Here is a 25,622-nt window from a genome sequence, read left to right on the forward strand (position 1 = left end):
TTGTTGCGAGCCATACATCCGTCGGCTTGACACTCCTGTTGCGGGACACCGGAGACTTGGCATCACAAACCGCGAATCAATCAAGGAGCTTCGCACCACAGGATGCGCATGGCGAGTTCGCCTTCGATGTGGATACCGGTGTCGGCGGGAAGATCAAAGTCGAGCAGGGGACCTGCCCGATGCGCAGGATGAATTCCTGCGCCTGGACTCGAAAGCGCTGCAGGCTCTGCGCGATTAAGATCCGCGCTTGGTGCAGGAGTTGTTGGACGGCAAAGACTACGACTACCCGTTGGTGCATACCGAACCCGGAACCAACAAGATCATCGCTTACGAGTTCGATCCGGGCACCGCGAAGTCCTTCCACCTCGTACAGCCCGGATCCGCCCTCATGACGAGACCAGGAGCGGGTGTGGGCGCGACGCCGATCGCGCACACCCCGCGAGTCAACCGAACTCAGGGCGGTCCCGTGATTACCCCGACGCGGTCCGCAGTCTATGAACCGGAGCCCGTGTAGATGAGGTCGATTCCGGTTTGCTTGGCAAAGTAGTCGCCGCCGATCTCACCCCGAAGCCCGCAACAGCATCATCGACTTTGCGTGGCGACGAAGCCCACTCGATGTGATTGGTCCGATTCCTGTGAGAGCGCGCAAACCTGTTCCCACACCGGATTCGATCTCGCCGACCTCGATCGCTAGTCCTCGTCCTCATACTCCGGTTCGGGCTCATCCACCCATGCCTGATACCCCGGACTCGTCAGTCGCAGGTGGATCGCGCTGGGGCTCATACTGAGTATGACGACCACTTTGGGCAGGTCCCACCGGATAGTTGCCTCAGGTCCGGGCTCGGAGTACGTGGGTATCGGAAGGACGGAAGTCAGTGCCGCAGTGAGATTCGCGAACCCTGCGTTCCGCAGCGGGCGCACCACTGTCATGGGCGTAGCATCATCTGCCACGTCCGTGACGAAGATCGAGATCCAATCCATTCTGTGTTGCCGCCCGAACATGTTCGCCTTCGGCCGGCAGACATGAAGGTTCGTTCGTATCGAGCCGCCACCTTGCCTGAGTTCGACGAGTTCCCATCCAGCTTGTGCGCAGAAGGGTTCGAGGTCGTCGACGGCCCAGGTCCAGTCGAATTCTGCGGCGAGGCGGGCGATCCGGGTGGCGCCTTCGATGTCGACGTGCATGTGTGGATGCTAATTCCTTGTTGATCGTTGTTGATGACGCCCCAATCCGGGGGCCGTCGAAGTGAGGGCTGGCGGGTTGTCGGTCATCGGATGCCAGCGCCGAAGGTGACGACCTTGCCAGCAGGCCTGACGACATCAGGTCGGTGATCCATTGTGGCGGCAATCTGGGGCGGAGATCGAGGGCTCGGGGCAACAACCATCGATCCGGTTTCACGTGAAACGAAGGCCGACTATTCCTCCTGAGGGGAGGGGAGGGGCTCACATGTAGTACGGCATGTTGTCGATCGAATATCCGAACATGCACAGTGCACCCCCGACGAACAAGAAGGCAATCGCGAAGCTGAGCATGACCGGTCTCCCGGATCGCCATGCCAGTGCAAGTGGAATGAATACGACGGCGACTACTCCCAGCGGCAACAACCAGCAGAGCCAATACTTCAGACCGCCCGGCGGAAAGGACTGGACTTCCATTTTCTGCTGTAGTTCGAAGACCACGGGCCAATAGCTCAGGCCGCACACGAGCATCCCTATCAAGGCCCCAAGGGTCATCAATCCGAGAGGGAATCCGGAGCGCTCGTTGGACATGTCGACAACGATAGGCACCGGACCTTCACCGTGCTGCCGGATTCGGTTTCACGTGAAACACCTCTCGGACACAAAAGCGGGCCCCGGAAAATCCGGGGCCCGCATTCGATCAGGGGGGAGTGTCAGTCCTTGAGGACAACCACTCGACGAGACGGCTCAGCGCCTTCGCTCTCGCTGGAAACACCGGCGACCTTGGCGACGGCGTCGTGCACGATCTTGCGTTCGAACGGCGTCATCGGAGCAAGCTCTTCGCGTTCGCCGGTCTCGAGAACACGCTGTGCAGCTTCCGCACCGAGAGCACTGAGTGCCTCACGCCGGCCCGCACGCCACCCGGCGATGTCGAGCATCAAGCGGCTGCGCTCTCCGGTCGACTGCTGAACAGCCAGACGAGTCAGCTCCTGGAGAGCATCCAGAACCTCACCCTTACGTCCCACAAGCTTGGTCAGGTCGTCGCCGCCGTCGATGCTGACGATTGCCCGATCGCCCTCGACGTCAAGGTCGATGTCTCCGTCGAAATCGAGCACGTCGAGCAACTGCTCGAGGTAGTCGCCGGCGATCTCGCCCTCTTCGATCAAATCGTCATCGGAATCGTCGATGTCTACATCCACATCGGTAACCGGCGCAGTGGTCTCGGTGCTCACGTCTGCGTTCTCTCCATCCACAACGATGTCAGCTTCACTGGACATTGGTCGTTCTCTTTCCTGGATCAGCGCCGTTTATTGCGCTTGGGGGAGTTGCCGCGGTTGCTCTGTGGCCGGTTCTGTTTCGGTTTCGACGTCGAACCACCACTGGAACCCGAGGGCTTCGGCTGAGGCTTCTTGAGCGAAACTTCCGGGGCGTCACCGTCGTCGTCGGCTGAATCCGCGGTCTTCAGCGCAGCCGGGGATCCCTTCTTCTTACCGGGATCGGGACGGGCACCGGGCTTGGGCGCATTGTCGTTGCGGCGAGTGATCGCTTCCTGCTTCTTCGCTTCTTCTTCGGCATCGATCTTGCGGAAGACGAGGTGCTGCTGACCGTAGGTCCAGATGTTGTTCGACACCCAGTACAGGAGGATCGCGATCGGAAGGAACGGTCCACCGACCAGAACACCGAGCGGGAAGACGTACAGCGCGAGCTTGTTCATGATCGCGGACTGCGGGTTCGCGGCAGCTGCTTCGCTCTGACGGGCAACCGAAGCGCGTGAGTTGAAGTGGGTCGCGATGCTGGCAATGATCATCAACGGAGCGGCCACGAGAATGATGTTCAGGCGTGACGGAAGCTCGGGAACGTTCTCGGTGACATAAGCCTGAAGCTGCGCAACCGGCGTCGTGATCGCGGCCGAGATAGGCGCGCCGAACAGACGAGCATCCAGGAACGACTGGACGTCAGTGGCCGAGAAGACGTAGTTCGGGGTGTTGAGGTTGTCCTCGGCGCTCATGCCCAGCTGGCCCATGCCGGTGCCGGTGCGGTTGAACGAGCGCAGGACGTGGAACAGACCGATGAACACCGGAGCCTGAGCCAAGACCGGAAGACAGCCCATGATCGGGTTGAATCCGTGCTCCTTCTGGAGCTTCTGCATCTCGACGGCCTGGCGCTGACGGTCGCCCGAATACTTCTTCTGCAATGCCTTGATCTGCGGCTGCAGTTCCTGCATCTGGCGGGTCGTGCGGACCTGCTTCACGAACGGCTTGTACAGAACCGCACGCAAGGTGAACACCAGGAACACCACGGAGAGCGCCCAGGCTATTCCGTTGTCCGGGCCGAGAATGAACCCGAAGACCTTGTGCCAGACCCACAGAATCGCGGATACCGGATAGTAAATGAAATTGAGCACGGCTCTAAGTACTCCTCTGTTCGTCCGTCGGACTGTGACACGCTGCGCGTGCTTCCGGACAGCTATGGCGGCTACCCGCATCACGGTCACGACGGGCAGGGACAGGGTCCCACCCTCCAGAATGCCAGGGGGCACACTTCGCCAACCGCACCACAGTCAAGAAAAGGCCTTTGATCGCCCCGTGAGTGCGCAGCGCTTCGACCGCGTATTCACTGCAGGTGGGGGTGAACCGGCAGGTCGGCATCCTCAAGGGCGACACATACGTCCGGTACAACTCGATACAGAAGATGAGAACAGTGGCGGGAGCGCGACGCACAGCCTTCAACACCGTGATGACACGGGAGGCTCTGGGAGTCTCGATCTGCTCAGAGAGCGGAGTACTCATGGCTCTTCACTTACCGACACCAATAGGTTCATTTTGGTCAGGCCACCACGCAACTGCTTGGCCAGTTCGGCTGAACTGGCGGTAGCTGCGCCCGGAAGTGCGCGGATAACCACGTCCGTCTCCGGCGAAACCTGCCCGACGAAATCTGCACAGATATGACGAAGCCGGCGTGCGACTCGATGTCGAATCACCGCCGGCCCGACAGCCTTGCTCACGATCAGCCCGAAACGGGGACCGTGATTTGTTACTACCAGCGCCTCTACTTGCTCGCGATCGAACGCGTGCACGACAAGGTCGCGTCTTCCCATACGACGCCCGCGTCGCACCGCCACGGAGAAATCCGCGTGGCGACGCAACCGAGACGGCTCAGGCAACACCCCGAGCTCCTGAACTCGAAATCAGATCAGGCGGTGAGGGAATCGCGGCCCTTACGGCGACGCGCCGAAACGATTGCACGACCCGCACGGGTACGCATACGAAGACGGAAGCCGTGAACACGCGCGCGGCGGCGATTATTCGGCTGGAACGTCCGCTTGCCCTTGGCCACGGTCAACACTCCTCGAAGTTCATTGACGCCTCCCGGCGTCATTCAGTGATCGACGCCTTACGGCGCCTTTGGATCCAACAGGTACAGAACAATCAACTTCACTCGTTGTGGCTTGGAAGACCGATCCGACCTGACATATGTAGCCAGCACGAAGCGATCACCACCAGCGGGTGACCGTTCGAGGTTACTTACCACCGTTGCCAAGGTCAAACCAGCCCGATTCGGAGCCCTCCCGCGGCAACCGCGGCGACACGCCGATACTTCCATAATTCCGCAGATTCCATTCGCGGTGTGCATACGTCCGTGACCTCGAGCGCGGCGGCAAGTGTGACCTTGGCAACAGTTCCGCTACGGACTGCAGGTGACCCGAAGGCAACCCGGACAGTTCCACCGGCGCATGCTCCCGACAAGGCCTCATCAGCACATACGCGCACGAGCGCCGGACGCGACCCCGAATCCCGAGTTTCCACATTCATCCACAGGGCTGTGAGTGTTGACGCATCCCTGACACCAAGTGGCGAACGCCTCGAGTTCCAACAAAGTTGCAGGTAGATCAATTTCTCGATCACTTTGACGAATTTGGTTGACGAAAAAACCGACTCAGTGCAGGTTTGTCCACATCTGTGGATAATTGTGTGGAAACACAGCCCAGGTGGCATATTCGTAGCCTGTTACGGGGTTCTCACCCCGGGTGGTAATCCACCGAATCATTCGACGCCGCAGCCATACGCTCGGCAGCTGCAGCACACCCACTGTCGGCGAAACACGGGAAGGAACCACGTGAACGACGATCCCAACGCGCTCGCACGGGTCTGGGTCGACGTGGTTGCAGAACTCACGAGTGATGACCCCGGAAGTAATCTTCCGGCTTTGAGCAGCAAGCAGAAGGCATTTGTCCGTCTGGTGAGGCCTCTCACACTTGCTCAGGGTTTTGCACTCCTCTCGGTTCCATCGCCATTTGCTCAAGAGACGATCGAGCGCGATCTACGCGAGCCGATCCTGCAGGCACTCGGACGCCACCTCGGCGGCCAGGTCGAGGGACTCGGTGTCCGCATCGCACTCGAAGACGATGCCGACGCACCCGCCGAACCGGTCGAGGAGCGCACGGGCAGCCGTCAGTTCGAGTCGGTCAACTCATCGGGCGCATACCGTCGGCGCAGATTCACCGAAGGCGACGGAGAACCTTCGGACTCCGAGACTGCCGAGACCGAAGAAGTCGACGACGACCGCGAAGCACTCGCGAGCGTTCACGAATCGTGGCCGTCGTACTTCACGAAGCCGCCCGCTACTCCTTCTGCTTCTGGGTCCGGCGCGAACAGTCTCAACGCTAAGTACACCTTCGACACTTTTGTGATCGGATCGTCCAACCGATTCGCTCATGCCGCTGCCGTCGCGATCGCGGAGGCGCCGGCGCGTGCGTACAACCCCTTGTTCATCTGGGGAGCTTCGGGCCTGGGCAAGACGCACCTTCTTCACGCCGCCGGCCACTACGCACAGCGACTGTTCCCCGGCATGCGGGTCAAGTACGTCTCGACCGAAGAATTCACCAACGACTTCATCAACAGTCTTCGTGACGACCGCAAGGTCGCGTTCAAACGTCGATACCGGGAAACGGACGTCCTGCTGGTCGACGATATCCAGTTCATCGAAGGCAAGGAAGGTATCCAGGAGGAGTTCTTCCATACCTTCAACACCTTGCACAACGCGAACAAGCAGATCGTCGTCTCCTCGGACCGTCCGCCCAAGCAGTTGGCAACCCTCGAGGAGCGTCTGCGGACGCGCTTCGAATGGGGCCTGATCACCGACGTTCAGCCGCCTGAGCTCGAGACGCGTATCGCGATTCTGAGCAAGAAGGCGAGGATGGATCGCCTCGAGGTCCCGCACGACGTCCTCGAGTTGATCGCCAGCCGTATCGAGCGCAACATTCGTGAACTCGAGGGCGCGTTGATCCGCGTCACCGCTTTTGCCTCGCTCAACCGCCAGCCGTTGGATCTGACGTTGGCCGAGGTGGTCCTGCGCGATCTGATGCCCGATTCGTCGAGCCTCGAGATCAACGCGGCGACGATCATGGCGGTGACGGCCGAATACTTCAACATGTCGATCGACGACCTGTGTGGGCCGGGTAAGGCCCGGCCACTCGCTCAGGCCCGTCAGATCTCGATGTATTTGTGCCGTGAGCTCACTGATTTGTCATTGCCGAAGATCGGTCAGACGTTCGGCCGTGACCACACGACGGTCATGTACGCCGACAAGAAGATCCGTAAGGAAATGACGGAACGCCGCAAGGTGTACGACCAGGTTCAGGAGTTGACCGCAAGGATCAAGCAGCGCTCCAAGCGTTGACCTGCACTTATTTCGATCGATGCCGCTCGAGGCAGAGGTTTCCCTCGAGCGGCATCGGTGTATTCGAAGGGTTACACGTGCGGTCCCCTCGAGGGCGGTTGTCCACCTCGAGGGACGACACGCCGGAGTCGGACACGCCGATGAGAACAAACTCTTCGTTTCTTGTGAAAAGTATTCACATCTGTGGATAACTGTGTTGATAACTCCGAAAGTCTGTGGAGTTCTCGAGGAGGAATCCGAAAACTTTCAGAGAGTGCACAGAGGGGGTCGATTGGTCCTCGAGTCTGTCCTCGAGAAGTGCACAGGCCCTCGAGGGGACCTACCAGCGTCGACAACCGTTGCTCCACAGATTGCACAGGACTTATTACTACTACTGAGAATTTCCTAGGAAAAGCTCTTTGAAAATAGTTCTGGGGACAACTCCTGTTGAGAACCTCGCCTCAAGCTGCGCTCGTCCCGGCTTCGGCTTTCCACTTGCGCCCTCGAGGGCATACGGTGGGCATCGCTTGGTCTGTGTCAGAATTCAAGTGAGCTGATGCAGATCCGCAGCAGACGAACATGCCTACCGAGAGGAATAACCCGGCGATGGAGCTTGGAAGCCTGAAGTTTCGCGTTTCCCGGGAAGAGTTCGCTGATTCAGTAGCGTGGGTTGCTCGTAGCCTGCCCTCGAGGCCGCCTGTGCCGGTTCTCGGCGGAGTTCTTCTCGACGCAACCGAAGCCGGCCTCACCGTTTCCGGGTTCGACTACGAGGTATCTGCGCAGGTCCGCGTCTCCGCAGATGTCACGACTGCAGGTCAGGCACTCGTCTCCGGACGCCTCCTTGCCGATATCACCAAGTCGCTTCCCAACAAGCCGGTCGATGTGACCCTCGAGGGCACTCGCGTGCTCATCTCCTGTGGAAGCGCCAAGTTCTCCCTGCCCACGATGCCGGTCGAGGACTACCCCCAGCTTCCGACGCTTCCGCAGCAGTCCGGGTCCATTCCCGTCGACCTGTTCTCCGAAGCCATCAGCCAGGTAGCTGTTGCAGCGGGCAAAGACGACACCCTTCCGATGCTCACGGGTATCCGTGTCGAGATCGAACAGAATTCGATCGTCCTCGCCGCTACCGACCGCTTCCGTCTCGCCGTTCGTGAACTCGAGTGGACTCCGGCAAACCCTGACGTCCAGGCTGCTGTTCTCATCCCTGCGAAGACTCTGTCCGAGTCCGCGAAAACGCTTGCCGGCAATGCAAATTCGCCGGTCGAGTTGGCTCTCGGTTCCGGTACGACCATCGGAAACGACGGACTCCTCGGCATCGTCAACGACGGACGCCGCACCACGACGCGCCTCCTCGACGCCGAGTTCCCGAAGTTCCGTCAGTTGCTGCCTGCTCAGCACACCGCGATGGCAACGGTCGAGGTCACGCCTCTCATCGAGGCCATCAAGCGTGTAGCACTCGTCGCCGAGCGTGGCGCACAGGTTCGCATGCAGTTCTCCGCTGACGGTCTGCTCCTCTCTGCGGGTGGCGACGACGCCGGCCGCGCAGAAGAGACACTCAACGCGTCGTTCCAGGGCGAAGCACTCACCATTGCGTTCAACCCCGGTTACCTGATCGACGGGTTGAACTCGCTTCACAGCGAAAACGTTCTGTTCGGCTTCACCACTCCCAGCCGTCCGGCTGTTCTTCGCCCCGCGGCCGAGGAAGAGCCCACGGCAGACGAGTCCGGTAACTTCGCTGCGCCCTCGAGCGAGTACACGTACCTGCTGATGCCGGTTCGCCTCCCGGGCTGAGTGGTACCCCGCACTTCAGTTCGCGCCTGACCAGGGAGAACAGTATGAAGATCGGACTCGTAGGTCTCGGCAAGATGGGTTTCAACATGCGTGAGCGCTTACGCGCGCATGGCCTCGAGGTGATCGGATACGACCCTCGACCGGAAGTCACCGATGTCGGGTCACTTGCCGAACTCGCTGCTTCCCTCGAGGGACCTCGAGTCGTCTGGGTCATGGTTCCGGCCGGTGAAATCACCCAGAGCACCATTGCCGAACTGGCTGATGCCCTCGAGGGCGGCGATCTGGTCATCGACGGTGGGAACTCGCGCTACACCGACGACGCTGTCCATGCCGAGCTTCTGGGCGCCCGTGGGATCGGTTTCCTCGACTGCGGTGTCTCCGGTGGTATCTGGGGCCGTGAGAACGGCTACGGCCTGATGGTGGGCGGATCCGAGCCCGACGTGGCGAAGGCAATGCCGATCTTCGACGCCCTTCGCCCCGACGGCGACGCTGCAGACGGTTTTGTCCACGCCGGCCCCGTCGGTGCTGGTCATTACGCGAAGATGGTGCACAACGGCATCGAATACGGCCTGATGCAGGCGTATGCCGAGGGGTACGAGCTCCTCGAGGCGGAAAGCCTGATCGCGGACGTTCCGGGCGTGCTCCGAGCTTGGTCGAAGGGAACCGTCGTACGTTCGTGGTTGCTCGATCTGCTTGTCGACGCCCTCGAGGAGGATCCGGAGCTTGCGCAGATCACGGGCTATACCGAGGATTCCGGTGAGGGCCGCTGGACGGTCGAGGAAGCTATCAAGCACGCTGTCCCCGCTCCCGTCATCTCCGCTGCTCTGTTCGCGAGATTTGCTTCACGACAGGATGATTCACCGGCCATGAAGGCGGTGTCGGCCTTGCGTAATCAGTTCGGTGGTCACGCGGTCAAGAGCGCTTCGCCCAAGAATTCGGCTTCTGGAAGCTAAGTGTTCGTTCGTAGATTTTCGTTGCGGGACTTCCGATCCTGGGATTCGCTGACGCTGGACCTCACGCCGGGAACAACTGTCTTCCTCGGTTCGAACGGGCACGGTAAAACCAACGTCCTCGAGTCACTGGGGTATCTGTCCACGCTGTCCTCTCATCGGGTGTCCACGGATGCACCGATGATCCGCAGCGGTTCCGCCAGTGCTTTTGCCGGTGCAACGGTGGTCAACAATGGGCGCGAACTGACCATCGACGTCGAACTGATCGAGGGAAAGTCCAACCGCGCCAGGATAAATCAGTCGCCGACGCGTCGTCCGCGGGAAGTACTGGGAATTCTGCAGTCGGTGATGTTCGCGCCGGAAGATCTGTCGTTGGTTCGCGGAGATCCTGGCGATCGTCGACGCTATCTCGACGAGTTGTTGACGTCGCGGATTCCCCGAATGGCTGCCGTCCGTGCGGATTACGACAAAGTGCTGCGTCAGCGCTCAGCCCTACTCAAAACTGCTGGTGCGGCTTTGCGCCGCGGTTCTCGTGGTGGCGAGTCCGACAACGTCCTCTCCACCCTCGAGGTGTGGGACGGGCATCTGGCCGCTCACGGCGCACAATTGTTGGCCGGGCGCCTCGAGTTGGTCCATGATCTGGCGCCCCACCTGGCGGAGTCGTATCGTTCCATCGCACCCGAGTCCCGGCCGGCGTCGATTCGATACAAGAGCAGCCTGGGTTCGTCGTTGGATCCCGAATTCACTGATCCTGCAAGGATTTCCGGTATCGACGACGTTGCATACCTCGAGGAGAGATTCCATCTCGAGTTGGCACAGATGAGGTCGAAGGAAATCGATCGCGGAGTGTGTCTGGTCGGTCCGCATCGGGACGACCTGGAGCTGGTTCTCGGCGACAGTCCGGCGAAAGGTTTTGCCAGTCATGGTGAATCGTGGTCGTTCGCGCTTTCGCTGAGACTGGCAGGTTTTGCCCTGTTGCGCGCGGACGGCAGCGACCCGGTCCTGATGCTCGACGACGTATTCGCGGAATTGGACCGTCGTCGGCGTCGTGCGCTCGCCACCGTTGCGGCTACCGCAGAACAGGTGCTGATCACGGCCGCCGTTCCCGAGGATGTACCGGAGGAACTCGAGGCGGCCAAGTTCGGCGTCGAAGCCTCCGATACCGGAGACGGTCGGATATCCCGGATAGTGCCCGTAGGCTCGACGGATCAGGAGGTCGAGTTCGATGACTGAAGACAGCAGCGCGGCCCCGGAGCCCGAGCTCAAGGGGATCGATCTGGCGCGCCGTGCCCTCGAGGAGGCACGCGCGACAGCCAAAGCCAACGGCAAGGCCGTCGGGCAGGGGCGCTCGTCGCCCAAATACGGAAGTGGCCGCCCGCGTCGACGCAGCGGTTGGTCCGGCCCCGGCCCGGATGCGCGGGACCCTCAGCCGTTCGGCGCTCTCACCAGCGCTATCTCCAAATCGCGTGGGTGGTCCCCCAAGGTGTCCGAGGGCACGGTCCTCGGTCGGTGGCCGCAGGTCGTCGGTGAAGACATCTCCGCGCACGCCGAGCCGATCTCTCTGAAAGAAGGTGTTCTCAGCATCTCCGCCGAGTCGACGGCTTGGGCTACCCAGTTGCGCATGATGCAGTCCCAGATTCTGGCCAAGATCGCTGCTGCCGTCGGTGACGGCGTCGTGAAGACACTGCGCATCACCGGTCCGAGTGCGCCTAGCTGGCGCAAGGGTGAAAGGCATGTGAAAGGCCGCGGACCTCGCGATACGTACGGCTGAGGAAAACTCAACCAGGACCTGGTTCTACCTATTACTTCGTGTTACAGTTAAAACTCGCTAGTGAGTGAACTGTGTCACAAGGCTGTCGTTCCCTACCGATCGGCAGGCATGAAGGAGTAGCTAGATGTCGCAGAAGATATCGACACCCGCTTCGTCGTTCGCCGAGCCGGATCACATCCTGTTGCAGGCTCGCAATGTCGAGTTCGACTGGTCCGATCTGCCTATGCACTGGATTCCGGGCGATCCGTTCAGCACACACGTTCTCAACGTGCTTCACCTCCTCCTCCCAGCCGGTGAGGAGTGGTTTGTCGAGACCTTCAAGGAAGCTCTTCCTCTGATCGAGGACGAGAAACTCCGTGAAGACGTCGTCGGATTCATCGGCCAAGAGGCGATGCACTCCAACGCGCACTCGGGTGTCCTCGTCCATCTGAAGGAAAACGGCCTGGATCCGACGCCGTACACCCAGCAGATGGAGTGGGCATTCTCGAAACTGCTCGGACCGCGCCCGATGACGGGACTGCGCGCCGAGAATCACCTGGTGGAGCGCTTGGCGATCATCGCGGCCATCGAACACATCACTGCTTTCCTCGGCGACTGGGTGCTCAACGCCAAGGGGCTCGACAAAGCCGGCATGCACCCGACCATGCTTGATCTTCTTCGCTGGCACGGCGCCGAAGAAGTCGAACACCGCGCCGTCGCGTACGACGTGATGCGCTACTTCGACAAGCGTGAGACCCGGCGGATCCGTACCCAGATCCTCGTCACGCCCGCAATCGTGTGGCTGTGGATTCGCGGTACCCGGTTCTTGATGCGCAACGATCCCGAGCTTGCCGCTCAGGCTCCCAGCCGTCGACGACCCCACCTGTCCGATTTCATCGCGGCCGGAAAGCGTGGCACAGTTCCCACGTCGTTCGAGCTGGTCAAGCGGATGTCGACGTACTTCAGCAAGTCCTATCACCCCAGTAACGAGGGCTCGACCGCCCAGGCGGTGCAGTACCTGGCGTCGTCACCCGCAGCTCAGGCGGCTGCACGGTGATTTCACTCTCGAGGGTCAAGGACGTCATCTCCGGGCACGACGGGTTGCCGCGTTTTCCGGCGCCACCCGATTTGTCCGGAAAGAACCGTCCCGACCGTGCCATGCGCATCACGGAGTTATTGGCGGACAAGTACCTTCGGGTGTTGACGGCCTACGACTACAACCCCGAGATCGCTGGCCACAACCCCGACACGGCCATGAACATGGTGGTCAGTACGCGTGAGGTGGTGGCGACCGACGAGAACGTCGTTCGCCTGCGCTTCGAATCCGCCGACGGTTCACCGATTCCGCCGTGGCATCCAGGTTCGCACCTGGACTTCCATCTACCTTCGGGTCTGCGGCGTCAGTATTCGCTGTGCGGCGACCCTGCCGATCGCACGGGATACAGCGTCGCGGTTCGTCGGATCCCCGACGGCGGTGGCGGTTCCATCGAGATGCACGCTCTCAAGCCGGGTGAGCACGTCACGGTACGCGGCCCTCGCAACGGATTTCCCTTTGTGGGTGAAGGCAGTGCACTGTTTGTTGCCGGCGGTATCGGTATCACGCCGATCATCGCAATGGTCCGTGCGGCAAGAGAATTGGGAATGGACTGGTACTTCGTGTACTCGGGCCGCTCTCGTGAATCCATGCCGTTCCTCGACGAGATCGCGAGCTGGGAACCCGAGCGTGTCTTCGTGCGCCCGGACGACGAGTTCGGATTGCCCACCACCGCAGACCTTCTCGGACGAGCGCCGGTCGGCGGCGCCGTGTACTGCTGCGGCCCGACGCCGATGCTCGACGCCGTCCGCCGCGGATTCCGCGATACACCCTCCACTGCTTTGCATTTCGAGCGGTTCGGGGCTCCGCCGGTGATCGACGGCAAGGAATTCGAAGTGCAGCTGGTCAATTCGGGTCAGGTGCTCACCGTGCCCGCCGACGAGTCCGCGCTCGACGTCATCAAGAAGACATTGCCCGGTGTCGGGTACTCGTGTCAGCAGGGTTTCTGCGGAACCTGTCGTGTGAAGGTACTCGCGGGCAAGCCCGATCACCGCGAAAGGCGTCTGACCGACACCGAACAGGAAACGGAGATGCTCATCTGCGTATCCCGTTCCGAGGGTGGACGTCTCGTTCTCGATCTCTAGATATTCCGACTCCGAAGGGTTCGACAATGTCCAAGCACTCTCCTGTCCATGCCGTGACCGCGCGTCGCGTGACCAACGGTTCCGTCAGCCTGGCAGTGTTCGAGCAGGGCAAGGCAGACGGCGAGACCATCGTCCTGGTGCATGGTTGGCCCGACACCCATGAATTGTGGAACCGCATCGTGCCTTTGCTGGCAGACGACTTCCGCGTCGTCAGCTACGACAGCCGCGGGGCCGGTGAGAGCACGATCCCCTCGAGGGTGCAGGACTACCAACTGAGCGCACTGGCCGGCGATCTTTTTGCCGTCATCGACGCGGTCAGCCCGGGCAAGCCGGTGCACGTCCTGGCACATGACTGGGGATCCGTGGAAACGTGGGAAGCGGTCTGCGAGCCGGGTGCCGAAGAGAAGATCGCGTCGTTCTCGTCCATCTCGGGCCCCAATCTCGATCATCTCGGGAAGTGGATCCGGGCGAGCGTGTCCAAGCGTCGTTTCCTCGGCCCGGCGGCGCAGGGAATTGCGTCGGCCTACACCGTTCTGTTCCAGATTCCCGGGCTGTGCACCCTCCCGTTGCGTCTGTGGTTCTCCAAGCACTGGCCGGCATTTCTGGGCTTCTTCGACGGTCTGGACCCTCGTGTGGTCAACACCGCGCCCACCATCGCCGACGACATGGTGAACGGACTCAAGCTTTATCGCGCGAACATCCGGCCGTCTCTCGGCAAGCCGCGGGATCGGTACACGGACGTGCCTGTTCAGCTCATTCTGAACAAGTACGACAAAGCCGTTCGTCCGGTGGGATACGAAGACACCGAAAAATGGGTCTCCGACCTGCAGCGACGTGAAATTGCCGCGGGACACTGGTCGCCGTTTTCACATCCGAGCGAGGTTGCCGAACATGCGCGGGCATTTATCGCGAGCCTGAGAGAGCGTCGCTCGGAGAAGCAAAGTTCCTAGCGTTTCACCTTCAGGGGATCGTAAAAATTCGTCTGCGGCGCAGCCAGGGGTGTCATTGGCCGCTTCTAGTCGGTGCTTACCAGTAAGATGGTCAACGGTAACTAGCGGCAACATTCTCGAACCCGCTCCGACGACACCCGCAAGGGCTTGCTGACGGCTGCGCTCGAGTATTGACGGAGAAGGAGAGCTACCCACCCGTGGCTGCCCAGAAGTCAGATACAAGCACTTCCAGCAAGGACTACAACGCGTCGTCCATCACCGTCCTCGAAGGACTCGAGGCGGTACGTAAGCGTCCAGGCATGTACATCGGTTCCACCGGTGAACGCGGCTTGCACCACCTCATTTGGGAGGTCGTCGACAACTCGGTCGACGAGGCGATGGCCGGACACGCCACCAAGGTCGAGGTCACCCTCCTCGAAGACGGCGGAATCCGCGTCATCGACGACGGCCGTGGCATCCCGGTCGGCATGCACGCCTCCGGAGTACCCACCGTCGAGGTCGTGCTGACCCAGCTGCACGCCGGCGGCAAGTTCGACTCCGACTCCTACGCCGTCTCAGGTGGTCTGCACGGCGTCGGTATCTCGGTGGTCAACGCGCTCTCCACCCGGCTCGACGTCGACATCAAGGTCGACGGCTACCGGTGGCAGCAGACGTACACCGATTCCAAGCCGGGAGAGCTCGTACAGGGCGACCCGACGAAGGAGACCGGCACCACCGTCAGTTTCTGGGCTGATCCCGAGATCTTCGAGACCACCCGCTACAACTTCGAGACCGTTGCGCGTCGTCTGCAGGAAATGGCCTTCCTCAACAAGGGCCTGACCATCACGCTGACCGACGAGCGCGCCGAGGTCATCGACGACGAAGCTGCCGAGGTAGCCGAGGCTCCCAAGTCTGCTGCCGAAGAAGCCGAAGAAGCTGCCCAGGCAGCGCCGCGTAAGTCCAAGACCCGTATCTACCACTACCCCGGTGGACTCGAGGACTACGTCCGGCACATCAACAAGAGCAAGACCCCGATCCACAACTCGGTCGTGGGATTCACCGCCAAGGGCACCGGCCACGAGCTCGAGGTCGCAATGCAGTGGAACTCCGGCTACTCGGAGTCCGTGCACACCTTCGCCAACACGATCAACACCCACGAGGGTGGTACCCACGAAGAGGGCTTCCGCGCCGCACTGACCGCAACGGTCAACAAGTACGCGCTCGAAAAGAAGCTGCTCAAGGACAAGGATCCCAAGCTCACCGGTGACGACATCCGTGAAGGACTTGCGGCCATCATCTCGGTGAAGGTCGGTGAACCCCAGTTCGAGGGTCAGACCAAGACCAAGCTCGGCAACACCGAGGTCAAGTCCTTCGTACAGAAGGCGTGCAACGAGCACCTCGCGCACTGGTTCGAGGCGAACCCCGCCGACGCGAAAACCATTGTGAACAAGGCTGTTTCGTCGGCGCAGGCCCGCGTTGCCGCGCGTAAGGCGCGTGAGCTGGTCCGTCGTAAGAGTGCGACCGACCTCGGTGGCCTGCCAGGCAAGCTCGCCGATTGCCGCTCCAACGATCCGGAGAAGTCCGAGATCTACATCGTGGAGGGCGACTCCGCAGGCGGCTCGGCCAAGTCCGGCCGAGACTCGATGTACCAGGCGATCCTCCCGCTTCGCGGAAAGATCATCAACGTGGAGAAGGCGCGTATCGATCGCGTCCTCAAGAACACCGAAGTCCAGTCGATCATCACCGCGTTCGGCACGGGCATCCACGACGAGTTCGACATCGCCAAGTTGCGCTATCACAAGATCGTGCTCATGGCCGACGCCGACGTCGACGGTCAGCACATCGCAACGCTGCTGCTCACGCTGCTGTTCCGCTTCATGCGGCCGCTCGTCGAGCACGGCAAGGTCTACCTCGCGCAGCCGCCGCTGTACAAGCTCAAGTGGCAGAAGGGTGCGCAGCCGGAATTCGCGTACTCCGACCGCGAGCGCGACGCGATGGTCAAGGCAGGCCTCGAGTCCGGCAAGAAGATCAACAAGGACGACGGCATCCAGCGCTACAAAGGCCTCGGCGAGATGAACGCCAAGGAGCTGTGGGAAACCACGATGGACCCGACGGTGCGCGTTCTGCGTCTCGTCACGCTCGACGACGCGGCTGCTGCCGACGAGCTGTTCAGCGTGCTGATGGGCGAAGACGTCGAAGCACGACGCAGCTTCATCACCCGCAATGCCCGGGACGTTCGTTTCCTCGACGTGTAGGCCTGCGGCCCTGTGAGCGGTTGCGGAGTCCCCGGACTCCTTTTCCGCGCACAGGGGCTTGCCCCCTCTTTTAAGAAAGTGAGCTCATGACCGACACCACGTTGCCACCGGACGGTCCGCAACACGACCGGATCGAACCGGTCGACATCCAGCAGGAAATGCAGAACAGCTACATCGACTACGCCATGAGCGTCATCGTCGGTCGCGCTCTGCCGGATGTCCGCGACGGACTCAAGCCGGTGCACCGCCGCGTGCTCTACGCGATGTACGACAACGGATATCGCCCAGACCGCGGATACGTGAAGTCTGCCCGACCGGTCGCCGAGACCATGGGTAACTACCACCCCCACGGCGACTCCTCGATCTACGACACGTTGGTCCGTATGGCCCAGCCGTGGTCGCTCCGTTACCCGCTCGTCGACGGTCAGGGAAACTTCGGATCCCGCGGCAACGACGGCGCAGCCGCCATGCGTTACACCGAGTGCAGGCTCACGCCGCTCGCGATGGAAATGCTGCGCGAAATCGACCACGAGACAGTCGATTTCACCCCGAACTACGACGGCAAGACGCAGGAACCGACGGTTCTGCCCAGCCGTATCCCGAACCTTCTGATCAACGGTTCCAACGGCATCGCCGTCGGTATGGCCACCAACATTCCGCCGCACAACCTGCGTGAAGTTGCCGAGGCCATCTACTGGGCGCTCGAGAACTTCGAGGCGGACGAGGAAGCCACCCTCGCGGCCGTCATGGAGCGCATCAAGGGACCCGACTTCCCGACGCACGGGCTCATCGTCGGTGGACAGGGCATCCAGGATGCCTACACCACCGGTCGTGGCTCCGTTCGTATGCGCGGCGTCGTCGAGATCGAAGAAGATGCCAAGGGCCGCACCACGATCGTCATCACCGAGCTGCCCTACCAGGTCAACCCGGACAACCTGATCACCTCCATCGCGGAGCAGGTTCGTGACGCCAAGATCGGTGGTATCTCCGACATCCACGACGAGTCCTCGGACCGCGTCGGCATGCGCATCGTCGTCACCGTCAAGCGTGACGCCGTTGCCAAGGTCGTGCTGAACAACCTTTACAAGCACACCCAGCTGCAGACCAGTTTCGGCTGCAACATGCTCTCCATCGTCGACGGAGTGCCGCGCACGCTGCGCCTCGACCAGATGATCCGTCTGTACACGACGCATCAGCTCGAGGTCATCGTTCGTCGTACCAGGTACCTGCTTCGCAAGGCACAGGAGCGCGCCCACATCCTGCGCGGTCTGGTCAAGGCCCTCGACGCTCTGGACGAGGTCATCGCCTTGATCCGTGCGTCGCAGACCGTCGACATCGCTCGCGCCGGATTGATGGAACTCCTCGACGTCGACGAGATCCAGGCCGACGCCATCCTCGGCATGCAGCTGCGTCGTCTGGCCGCCCTCGAGCGTCAGAAGATCGTCGACGAGTTGGCCGAGATCGAACTCGAAATCGCGGACCTCGAAGACATTCTGGCTCGCCCGGAGCGTCAGCGCGCGATCGTTCGTGACGAGCTCAAGGAAATCGTCGACAAGTACGGCGACGACCGTCGTACCCGCATCATCGCCGCCGACGGAGACGTCAACGACGAGGATCTGATCGCCCGCGAAGACGTCGTCGTCACGATCACCGAGACCGGCTACGCCAAGCGCACCAAGACTGATCTCTACCGATCGCAGAAGCGCGGCGGCAAGGGTGTTCAGGGTGCCGGCCTCAAGCAGGACGACATCGTCTCGCACTTCTTCGTCACCTCGACGCACGACTGGCTGCTGTTCTTCACCACGAAGGGCCGCGTCTACCGCGCGAAGGCTTACGAGCTGCCCGAGGCGAGCCGTACCGCTCGCGGTCAGCACGTTGCCAACCTCCTGGCCTTCCAGCCGGATGAGCGCATCCAGTCCGTCATCCAGATCAAGACGTACGAAGACGCGCCATACCTGGTGCTCGCCACACGCAACGGTCTGGTCAAGAAGTCCAAGCTCACCGACTTCGACTCCAACCGCAGCGGTGGCATCGTCGCCATCAACCTGCGCGGTGAAGACGAACTGGTCGGCGCTGTTCTCTGCTCCGCCGACGACGACCTGCTCCTTGTCTCGGCACAGGGCCAGTCGATCCGCTTCTCGGCCACCGACGAGGCACTGCGTCCGATGGGCCGCGCCACGTCCGGTGTCCAGGGCATGCGTTTCAACGGTGACGACGAGCTGCTCTCGCTCAACGTCGTTCGTGAAGGAACGTTCCTCCTGGTCGCCACCTCGGGCGGTTACTCCAAGCGAACCGGCATGGAGGATTACCCGGTGCAGGGTCGCGGCGGCAAGGGCGTGCTCACGATTCAGTACGACAAGAAACGTGGCACTCTGGTCGGTGCGCTCATCGTCGACGACGACGACGAGCTGTACGCGATCACCTCGGGCGGCGGCGTCATCAGGACGGCTGCCAAGCAGGTTCGTAAGGCGGGACGCCAGACCAAGGGCGTGCGTCTGATGAACCTCGGCGAAGGCGACACATTGCTCGCGATTGCGCGCAACGCCGACGAGCCCGAAGAGCTCGCTGCAGAGACCACCGACAACGCAGACAATGCCGATGGAGCTAAGGAGTCCTAGTGAGCACTCCCAACCAGCCGGGCAGTGACCAGAAGAGTGAAAGCACTTCAGGTTCGACGCCACCGAAGCCGGAGCAGGCAACTGCTCCGACGGGGCCGCAGACCTCGAAACCTGCAGCTCCAGCGGACGGCGGACCCAAAGCTTCCGAGGCAGCTCCGGCGCCCAAGGCACCGGAGCCGTCTCGCGGCCCGTCGGATTCGGCCCAGAAACCGGCGGCTGCGGCTCCCGACGCCGCGGGTGCGGCCAAGGGTCAGGCTCCTTCCGCTCCTTCTGTGGCTCCGGCTGCGCCGGTAACCCCGGCGAAGGGTGATGGTCAGGCTCCGCCGCAACCGGTCGCCAATCAGGCTCGTGGCAGCCAGGCACCGCCGTGGCAGCGGGGACCCCAGCCGTCAGGCCAGCCTCAGGGTCAGCCAGCTCAGAACCCCGCTGCTCAGAATCCGGCGTCCAAGGCCCCGGCGTCGAAGGCTCAGCCACCGCAGAATCAGGCTCCGCAAAGTCAGCCGCAGACCAACATCACGCGCCCGGCCGGCGCTGGTGCTCCTGCAGGTCGACCGGCAGCTCCTGCTGGGGGTAAGCCGCCTGCGGGTCCGCAGCGTCCTGCAGCGGCAGGCCCGGCACAGGGTGGTCCGGCACAGGGTGGTCCGGCCAAAAACCCAGCGCAGGGTGGTGCGCCGAAGGGACAGCCGCAGGCGGGTCGCCCTGCTGCCGGTGCACAGACAGGTCGTCCTGCCGGCAACCCGTCGGCGCGTCCTGTCGTGACAGGAACGGCAGCTGCCGCAGCTACCGGTGGCGTCGCCGGCGCAGCGGCAGCCAAGGCTGTTGCACCCTCGGGCGCAAATCCCAAGGCTGCAAATGCCACGGTCGCCAATCCCACCGTCGCTAATCCGAAAGCAAAAGCCGCCGCGATCGACGGGCCGACTCGGCACATCGATCGCAAGGATCTGCCGAAGGACATGCCTGACCTCTCCGAGGCCAAGCATCCGTTGCCTGCTGCGGTGAAGGGTGAGAAAACTCACGCCGTATCGGCTTCGGTCGTGGACGGTGCGCCACTGCGCGCAACGGTCCAGATCCGTCGTATCGACCCGTGGTCCACGCTCAAGATCACGTCGGTGATCTCGGTGTCGCTGTTCTTCGTGTGGATGGTGGCCGTCGGACTGCTCTACGTCGTTCTCGACGGCATGGGCGTCTGGGATCGCCTGAACAACGCGTTCACCGACATCGTTGCCGACGGCGGCTCCGACGGACTGGTGACGGCCGGCCAGGTGTTCGGCTACGCCGCGCTGATCGGTATCGCGAACATGGTGCTTTTCACGGCACTCGTCACGATCGGATCGTTCATCTACAACCTCTGCAGCGACCTGGTTGGCGGCGTCGAGGTAACTCTCGCCGACCGCGACTGACCTGCGAAAACATTGCTCCGCCGGGCCCGTTTTGGTGTCAGCGGCCCGGTGGGGTAATCTTTGGAATCGGTTCAGGGGCCTATAGCTCAGGTGGTTAGAGCGCTTTACTGATAATGAAGAGGTCGGAGGTTCAAGTCCTCCTAGGCCCACTCCCATGTGCCGAAGAAGGGTTGCTGGAATGAAGGTTTTCCTGCTTGTCGGGGCCGGAATTCTGGTAGCTCTCGGGGTCACCAAGCTGATCAAAAGTCAGCGCGGAGACAAGGTTTGGCACGATTTGGAAACAGGATAGAACCTAGGTACTCTGACTCCGGTCAGAAAACCGAACGGGGCCTTAGCTCAGTTGGTAGAGCGCTGCCTTTGCAAGGCAGATGTCAGGAGTTCGAATCTCCTAGGCTCCACAGTAGGAAAACACCCTCCCGGGATCCGGGAGGGTGTTTTTGTATGCCGATGTGCGGATGGCCGGCCGGCCGGTGCCCGACTCGTGGCCCTCCCCTTCTTGAGCGAACGGTACTTTCGGCGCACTGAAGGCGATGAACATGCCGTTCGCTCGGAGTGGGGTGGCCAGAACAGCGCCCACTATGGACCGTTCGTCCCGAATTCTCCGGAAAGTCTAGTGGTCATAACCAGCCGGGCGTAGCGTGAGGAGAACCCAATTTCAGGAGGTTCGTAGTGCTTCACAACGACATTCCCAGCCACGGTGAAATTGCCGCACTCGCGGAGGTGGAAGGGCCCACCTGCATCACCATCGTGACTCCGACTGAAGATGCGCCGCAGGATCATGACAAAGCGCGCATCGCCTTCAAGGACCAGGTCCGCTCGGCACTCGCATCGGTGGAGGATCCGGCTGAGCGCAAGCTGTTCGAGGTCGAATACGCAGAGCTCGACGACGACGACGATTTCTGGCGCTTCCAGTCGCGCTCATTGGTCACGTACGCGACGCCGGAGCGTCTGGTGACCTTCCGCCTCCCCAACCGTCTGCAGGCGCTCGAAACGGTCAGCGATCGGTTTCATCTCAAGCCACTGCTCCGTTCGGTGACCTTCCCCCAGACGGCGTTTGTTCTCGCTCTCGCCGAAGGTTCGGTGCGATTGATCGAGATCGCCGCCGATCAACCGGCCGACGAGGTTCGTGTTCAGGGAATGCCGAAGAACGCTGCCGATCACGCGGGTAAGTCCTCGATCAACAGCCGAACTGAAGCCGGTCGGCTCTCGGGTTCGGACAGCCGAAAGCTGCGCGTCAATCAGTACGCCCGCGCAGTCGATCACGAGGTCCGTGGTGTCCTCGCCGGCCGTGACGTCCCCTTGATCCTGGCCGCTGCGGAACCCATCGCGTCGGTGTATCGCTCCGTGAATTCGTACCGCCACCTGGTCGACAAAACCGTCGAGGGAAACCCGGAAGCCTTGTCGACGCAGGAGGTGGCGGACGGTTCGCGACCGGCGCTCGACGATTTCCACGCCGAGCAGTTGGCGGCGGTACGGGACACCTTCAATGTGCGCACCGAACAGGGACGTACTCAAACCGACGTCGCCGACGTGGCAACGGCCGCGACGTACGGACAGGTCGACACCGTTTTCATCGACATCGATTCCGTCGTACCTGGAAGTCTCGATCCCCAGACGGGCGCTCTCACGACCGGTGAGTCGACCAACGGAAGTACATACGGGGTCGTCGACGAGATCGCTCGTCGTGCGCTCCTGACGGGTGCTCGGGTCCTCGCTGTTCGCGCCGAGGACATTCCGGGCGGCGGCGCAGTTGCCGCGATTTTGCGCTTCGCCCCGTAAACAGACTGGACGCGTGTGCGCTTCGTGACCTGATTCGGGCACGGGGCGCATACGATTCCGGCATGAAACGTGTGTGGGAACGGCTGCGCCTCTACTGCAAGACGCTGCACCCGGTCGGGCTTGCCTTTGCTCTGGTCTTCTTCACCTGGTCGATGAGTCCTTCCCTGTTGCCGCGCGCGTGGTACTTGCAGGGCGTTGCGACGGGCATCTCGCTCGCGATGGGATACGGCGTCGGCGTGACGGTTGCCTGGATGATCCGCAAGTGCGGCGTCGAACCGCAGTGGTCGGATCGCACCAAGAAGATCGGCTGGCGAATCCTGTTGGTCGCGGCCGTCATTCTGGTTCCGACGTTCTTGGTCCTCGGTTCGTGGTGGCAGCAGATCGTGCGTGACCTTGTCGAAGCTCCTCGCACCAATCAGGCGAATTACCTTCTGGTGCTGCTCATTTCGCTCGGAATCTGGTTCATCCTGCTCGAGGCGGGCTGTGGTCTTCGTTTCACCACCAACAAGCTCACCGCCGTCGCACTTCGGTTCGTTCCCCTCGAAGCGGCGAAGGTCGGCAGCTTGATCGTCATCTTCGCCCTCGGCATCTTCATCGTGAACGGTGCGCTGTACAACGGGTTGATTGCCTTCGCGAACTGGAGTTTCTCCGGTGCGGATCACGAAACACCGGACGGCATCGAACAACCCTTGATCGCTGAGCGCAGTGGTTCACCGATGTCCGCCGAAGCCTGGGATTCGCTCGGCCAGGAGGGGCGCACCTTCATGGGCAGCGGTCCCACCGCGGCCGAGATCACCGCATTGACCGGACGTGAAGCGAAGCAACCGATCCGGGTGTACGCCGGACGTGAATCCTCGGACTCGATCAACGGTGTCGCACAGCGGGTCGTCGACGAGTTGGAGCGCACCGGCGGATTCGACCGCGGAACCCTCGCAGTTGTCACGACCACCGGCCGCGGTTGGGTGAACGAGGACGTCGCGTCGGCGTTCGAGTACGTCGAGGGCGGGGACACGGCGATCGCGTCGATGCAGTACTCGTTCCTTCCGAGTCCGTTGGCCTTCATCGCCGATCGTGAGACGCCGATGATTGCGGGTCGCGCACTGTTCAACGCGGTGTACGCCAAGTGGATCGACCTGCCCGTGGAGACGCGACCCGAACTGGTTGTCTTCGGTGAGAGCCTCGGCTCCTACGGTGGCCAGGCCGCATTTGCCGGCGCTCAGGACATGATGACGCGCGTCGACGGCGCGCTGTGGGTCGGAACCCCCAACTTCACTGCTCAGTGGCAGGAAATCACGGACAGCCGCGACTCGGGCTCACCGGAGATCCTGCCGGTGATCGATGGTGGCCAGGCAATTCGGTTTGCCGGCGATCCGGAAGATCTGGAGCTGAAGTCCGACTGGGACGACGATCGCATCGTGTACTGGCAGCACGCCAGCGACCCGATCACATGGTGGTCCTTCGACCTGCTGCTCAACAAGCCGGATTGGCTCAAGGAACCGCTGGGTCGCGACGTGGATCCGGGAATGACGTGGGTACCTCTCGTGACCTTCTGGCAGGTAACCCTCGACATGGTCTTCTCGGCTGACGTCCCGTCCGGGCACGGTCACAATTACGGCGAGGATGCAGCGGACATGTGGGCCAAGATCCTGCACCCCGAGGCGTGGACCTCGGCTGATACCGACAAGCTTCGTTCGCTGCTGACCTCCAATCTGGAGCCCACGAAGTAGTCGTAAACGGTTGTAAGTCAGCCTGTTAAGGCGAAAACCTCACGAAAAAGTGTTACGTGAGGTATGTGTTACTCTGCGTTCGCTGTGTGCCAAGCCACAGCGCAGGCGAGCGTGGGGAGATCGAAACGTGAAGAGCAGAGCATGGTGGGCGGCCGGGGTTTCCGTCGCGGCACTGGTCATGGGTGCTGTGACGGCCCCTGCCGCAATGGCGGACCCGGCGGATTTCTACACGCCGCCGTCGGAGCTTCCGGCAGGTGCCAACGGAGATCTCATCAAGAGTGAGCCGTCACCACTGCTGCTGAGCGTGCCCGGATCGAACGGTGCGTGGCCGGCAACCGCCACCAAGATCATGTACCGAAGCGAGGACGCCAAGGGTGCTCCCGTTGCCGTGACGGGGACCTACCTCGAACCGTCGAACCCGTGGACCGGGCAGGGGGCGCGTCCACTGGTTGCCGCAGCGGTAGGAACGCATGGGCAGGGCGATCAATGCGCTCCGTCCAAACTGTTCAACACCGGTATCGAGTACCAGTTCCCGACGGACGTCATGGTCGGCTACGAGTCCATCTGGGTGAACACGTTGCTGCTCAACGGCATCGCCGTCGTAGTCACCGATTACGAAGGCCTCGGAACTCCTGGCGATCACACCTACGTCAACCGCGAAGCCGAAGCGCATGCGGTTCTGGACTCGGTGCGTGCCGCTCAGCAGCTCCCGAACACGGGCATTCCCGCCGACGGCCCCGTCGGACTGTGGGGTTACTCGCAAGGTGGTGGAGCTGCCGCTGCCGCAACGGAATTGAAGCCGTCGTATGCTCCCGAGCTTGATCTCAAGGGCACGTATGCAGGCGCTCCGCCCGCCGATCTGGCGGCGACGCTGCAGCAGGTCGACGGCACGTTCCTCACCGGAGTGATCGGCTACGCGCTCAACGGGATCCTTGCGCAGTACCCCGAGGTTCAGCCGCTGCTCGACGCCGAGATCAACGATCGCGGCCGACAGATGTTGGCCGCCACCAAGAACCAGTGCGTCGCCGAAAGTGGATTGCAGTTCGGCTTCCAGCAGTCGTCGAGCTTCACCAATTCCGGTGAATCACTCTCCGCAGTTCTGGCGCGTCTACCCATGGCGCAGGCGATCCTCGACGAGCAGAAGATCGGCAAGCTGACGCCGGAGTCGCCCGTGCTCATTCAGCATGGCCGCTCCGATGACATCGTTCCGTTCGGTCAGGGACAGCAACTGGCCCGTGACTGGTGCGGCAAGGGCGCGACGGTGCAGTTCTCCGTCAACGAACTGCCCCCGATCATTCCGGGCATGGCAATCAATCATGCGACGCCGTACCTGGTGGGTACACCCGAATCCGTCGGGTACATGATCGATCGCTTCAACAACGTCCCGGCACCGTCCAACTGCTGAACGTGA

General features: G+C 61.9%; 23 protein-coding genes and 2 tRNA genes. 17 read left to right on the forward strand and 8 right to left on the reverse strand.

Features of this window, described 5'->3' with window-relative positions; all coding sequences use genetic code 11:
• The first annotated feature begins 247 nt into the window (after positions 1–247).
• Positions 248–514 (forward strand): hypothetical protein, encoded by a 267-nt coding sequence (locus tag AC1DVN_RS07660; RefSeq protein ID WP_019746205.1) that lies wholly within the window; start codon positions 248–250, stop codon positions 512–514.
• A 176-nt stretch (positions 515–690) separates the two neighbouring features.
• Here the strand turns inward: AC1DVN_RS07660 and AC1DVN_RS07665 are convergent, their stop codons facing one another.
• From AC1DVN_RS07665 to AC1DVN_RS07700, 8 genes are all read right to left on the reverse strand, one after another.
• Positions 691–1,182, reverse strand: a complete 492-nt coding sequence (locus tag AC1DVN_RS07665) for a DUF6301 family protein (protein WP_019746206.1) — start codon at positions 1,180–1,182, stop codon at positions 691–693.
• 258 nt (positions 1,183–1,440) lie between these two features.
• A complete protein-coding gene (locus AC1DVN_RS07670) occupies positions 1,441–1,767 on the reverse strand; it encodes a hypothetical protein (RefSeq protein WP_020971491.1) in 327 nt (108 codons plus the stop codon).
• Between the two features lie 122 nt (positions 1,768–1,889).
• A complete protein-coding gene (locus AC1DVN_RS07675; protein WP_003942504.1) occupies positions 1,890–2,453 on the reverse strand; it encodes a Jag family protein in 564 nt (187 codons plus the stop codon).
• A gap of 20 nt (positions 2,454–2,473) precedes the next feature.
• Positions 2,474–3,580: a membrane protein insertase YidC gene (gene yidC / locus AC1DVN_RS07680; protein ID WP_019746208.1), complete on the reverse strand. Its 1,107-nt coding sequence runs from the start codon at positions 3,578–3,580 to the stop codon at positions 2,474–2,476.
• Between the two features lie 4 nt (positions 3,581–3,584).
• Complete coding sequence (gene yidD / locus AC1DVN_RS07685) at positions 3,585–3,965, reverse strand: membrane protein insertion efficiency factor YidD (RefSeq protein WP_007729147.1); 381 nt, start codon at positions 3,963–3,965, stop codon at positions 3,585–3,587.
• Positions 3,962–4,342, reverse strand: a complete 381-nt coding sequence (gene rnpA, locus AC1DVN_RS07690) for a ribonuclease P protein component (RefSeq protein ID WP_019746209.1) — start codon at positions 4,340–4,342, stop codon at positions 3,962–3,964. Before rnpA ends, yidD begins: the two co-directional genes overlap by 4 nt.
• 26 nt (positions 4,343–4,368) lie before the next feature.
• Entirely contained in the window at positions 4,369–4,512 is a 144-nt protein-coding gene (rpmH, locus tag AC1DVN_RS07695; RefSeq protein WP_003942540.1) for a 50S ribosomal protein L34, read from the reverse strand.
• Positions 4,513–4,718: 206 nt separating this feature from the next.
• On the reverse strand, positions 4,719–4,988 hold the full coding sequence (locus tag AC1DVN_RS07700; RefSeq protein ID WP_128636487.1) for a hypothetical protein: 270 nt from the start codon (positions 4,986–4,988) through the stop codon (positions 4,719–4,721).
• A gap of 304 nt (positions 4,989–5,292) precedes the next feature.
• On the opposite strand from AC1DVN_RS07700, the gene dnaA reads away from it, so the two are divergent.
• From dnaA to AC1DVN_RS07780, 16 genes are all read left to right on the forward strand, one after another.
• Positions 5,293–6,855 carry a chromosomal replication initiator protein DnaA gene (gene dnaA / locus AC1DVN_RS07705; RefSeq protein WP_003942491.1) on the forward strand — a complete coding sequence of 521 codons (1,563 nt, stop codon included), beginning with the start codon at positions 5,293–5,295 and terminating at the stop codon, positions 6,853–6,855.
• Between the two features lie 585 nt (positions 6,856–7,440).
• Positions 7,441–8,625: a DNA polymerase III subunit beta gene (gene dnaN / locus AC1DVN_RS07710; RefSeq protein ID WP_007729165.1), complete on the forward strand. Its 1,185-nt coding sequence runs from the start codon at positions 7,441–7,443 to the stop codon at positions 8,623–8,625.
• Positions 8,626–8,669: 44 nt separating this feature from the next.
• The gene (gene gnd / locus AC1DVN_RS07715; protein ID WP_019746211.1) at positions 8,670–9,578 is read left to right on the forward strand and encodes a phosphogluconate dehydrogenase (NAD(+)-dependent, decarboxylating); all 909 of its coding nucleotides are present in this window, start codon (positions 8,670–8,672) and stop codon (positions 9,576–9,578) included.
• The gene (recF, locus tag AC1DVN_RS07720) at positions 9,579–10,808 is read left to right on the forward strand and encodes a DNA replication/repair protein RecF (RefSeq protein ID WP_019746212.1); all 1,230 of its coding nucleotides are present in this window, start codon (positions 9,579–9,581) and stop codon (positions 10,806–10,808) included.
• Positions 10,801–11,346 carry a DUF721 family protein gene (locus tag AC1DVN_RS07725; RefSeq protein ID WP_003942471.1) on the forward strand — a complete coding sequence of 182 codons (546 nt, stop codon included), beginning with the start codon at positions 10,801–10,803 and terminating at the stop codon, positions 11,344–11,346. Before recF ends, AC1DVN_RS07725 begins: the two co-directional genes overlap by 8 nt.
• A gap of 124 nt (positions 11,347–11,470) precedes the next feature.
• A complete protein-coding gene (locus tag AC1DVN_RS07730) occupies positions 11,471–12,382 on the forward strand; it encodes a metal-dependent hydrolase (RefSeq protein ID WP_007729174.1) in 912 nt (303 codons plus the stop codon).
• The gene (locus AC1DVN_RS07735) at positions 12,382–13,503 is read left to right on the forward strand and encodes a PDR/VanB family oxidoreductase (protein ID WP_029537300.1); all 1,122 of its coding nucleotides are present in this window, start codon (positions 12,382–12,384) and stop codon (positions 13,501–13,503) included. Before AC1DVN_RS07730 ends, AC1DVN_RS07735 begins: the two co-directional genes overlap by 1 nt.
• A gap of 26 nt (positions 13,504–13,529) precedes the next feature.
• Positions 13,530–14,453, forward strand: a complete 924-nt coding sequence (locus AC1DVN_RS07740) for an alpha/beta fold hydrolase (protein ID WP_020967979.1) — start codon at positions 13,530–13,532, stop codon at positions 14,451–14,453.
• 197 nt (positions 14,454–14,650) lie between these two features.
• On the forward strand, positions 14,651–16,687 hold the full coding sequence (gyrB, locus tag AC1DVN_RS07745; protein ID WP_003942515.1) for a DNA topoisomerase (ATP-hydrolyzing) subunit B: 2,037 nt from the start codon (positions 14,651–14,653) through the stop codon (positions 16,685–16,687).
• 86 nt (positions 16,688–16,773) lie between these two features.
• Positions 16,774–19,305 (forward strand): DNA gyrase subunit A, encoded by a 2,532-nt coding sequence (gene gyrA, locus AC1DVN_RS07750; protein WP_019746215.1) that lies wholly within the window; start codon positions 16,774–16,776, stop codon positions 19,303–19,305.
• The gene (locus tag AC1DVN_RS07755) at positions 19,305–20,705 is read left to right on the forward strand and encodes a DUF3566 domain-containing protein (protein WP_019746216.1); all 1,401 of its coding nucleotides are present in this window, start codon (positions 19,305–19,307) and stop codon (positions 20,703–20,705) included. Before gyrA ends, AC1DVN_RS07755 begins: the two co-directional genes overlap by 1 nt.
• Positions 20,706–20,780: 75 nt before the next feature.
• Positions 20,781–20,854, forward strand: a tRNA-Ile gene (locus tag AC1DVN_RS07760).
• A 176-nt stretch (positions 20,855–21,030) separates the two neighbouring features.
• A tRNA-Ala gene (locus tag AC1DVN_RS07765) sits at positions 21,031–21,103 on the forward strand.
• A gap of 271 nt (positions 21,104–21,374) precedes the next feature.
• The gene (locus AC1DVN_RS07770) at positions 21,375–22,484 is read left to right on the forward strand and encodes a baeRF11 domain-containing protein (protein WP_021332615.1); all 1,110 of its coding nucleotides are present in this window, start codon (positions 21,375–21,377) and stop codon (positions 22,482–22,484) included.
• Positions 22,485–22,546: 62 nt separating this feature from the next.
• Positions 22,547–24,211 carry an alpha/beta hydrolase gene (locus AC1DVN_RS07775; RefSeq protein ID WP_477993668.1) on the forward strand — a complete coding sequence of 555 codons (1,665 nt, stop codon included), beginning with the start codon at positions 22,547–22,549 and terminating at the stop codon, positions 24,209–24,211.
• Positions 24,212–24,338: 127 nt separating this feature from the next.
• Complete coding sequence (locus tag AC1DVN_RS07780; protein WP_019746220.1) at positions 24,339–25,616, forward strand: lipase family protein; 1,278 nt, start codon at positions 24,339–24,341, stop codon at positions 25,614–25,616.
• Positions 25,617–25,622: the final 6 nt, after the last annotated feature.

It is taken from the genome of Rhodococcus sp. P4_E4 (assembly GCF_056401575.1).

Coding starts and splice junctions, on each gene's coding strand:
- AC1DVN_RS07730 (WP_007729174.1), top strand. CDS start 11,471: ATGTCGCAGAAGATATCGACACCCGCTTCGTCGTTCGCCGAGCCGGAT.
- AC1DVN_RS07725 (WP_003942471.1), top strand. CDS start 10,801: ATGACTGAAGACAGCAGCGCGGCCCCGGAGCCCGAGCTCAAGGGGATC.
- AC1DVN_RS07665 (WP_019746206.1), bottom strand. CDS start 1,182: ATGCACGTCGACATCGAAGGCGCCACCCGGATCGCCCGCCTCGCCGCA.
- AC1DVN_RS07670 (WP_020971491.1), bottom strand. CDS start 1,767: ATGTCCAACGAGCGCTCCGGATTCCCTCTCGGATTGATGACCCTTGGG.
- gnd (WP_019746211.1), top strand. CDS start 8,670: ATGAAGATCGGACTCGTAGGTCTCGGCAAGATGGGTTTCAACATGCGT.
- AC1DVN_RS07700 (WP_128636487.1), bottom strand. CDS start 4,988: ATGAATGTGGAAACTCGGGATTCGGGGTCGCGTCCGGCGCTCGTGCGC.
- dnaN (WP_007729165.1), top strand. CDS start 7,441: ATGGAGCTTGGAAGCCTGAAGTTTCGCGTTTCCCGGGAAGAGTTCGCT.
- AC1DVN_RS07740 (WP_020967979.1), top strand. CDS start 13,530: ATGTCCAAGCACTCTCCTGTCCATGCCGTGACCGCGCGTCGCGTGACC.
- AC1DVN_RS07775 (WP_477993668.1), top strand. CDS start 22,547: ATGAAACGTGTGTGGGAACGGCTGCGCCTCTACTGCAAGACGCTGCAC.
- AC1DVN_RS07675 (WP_003942504.1), bottom strand. CDS start 2,453: ATGTCCAGTGAAGCTGACATCGTTGTGGATGGAGAGAACGCAGACGTG.
- gyrA (WP_019746215.1), top strand. CDS start 16,774: ATGACCGACACCACGTTGCCACCGGACGGTCCGCAACACGACCGGATC.
- yidD (WP_007729147.1), bottom strand. CDS start 3,965: ATGAGTACTCCGCTCTCTGAGCAGATCGAGACTCCCAGAGCCTCCCGT.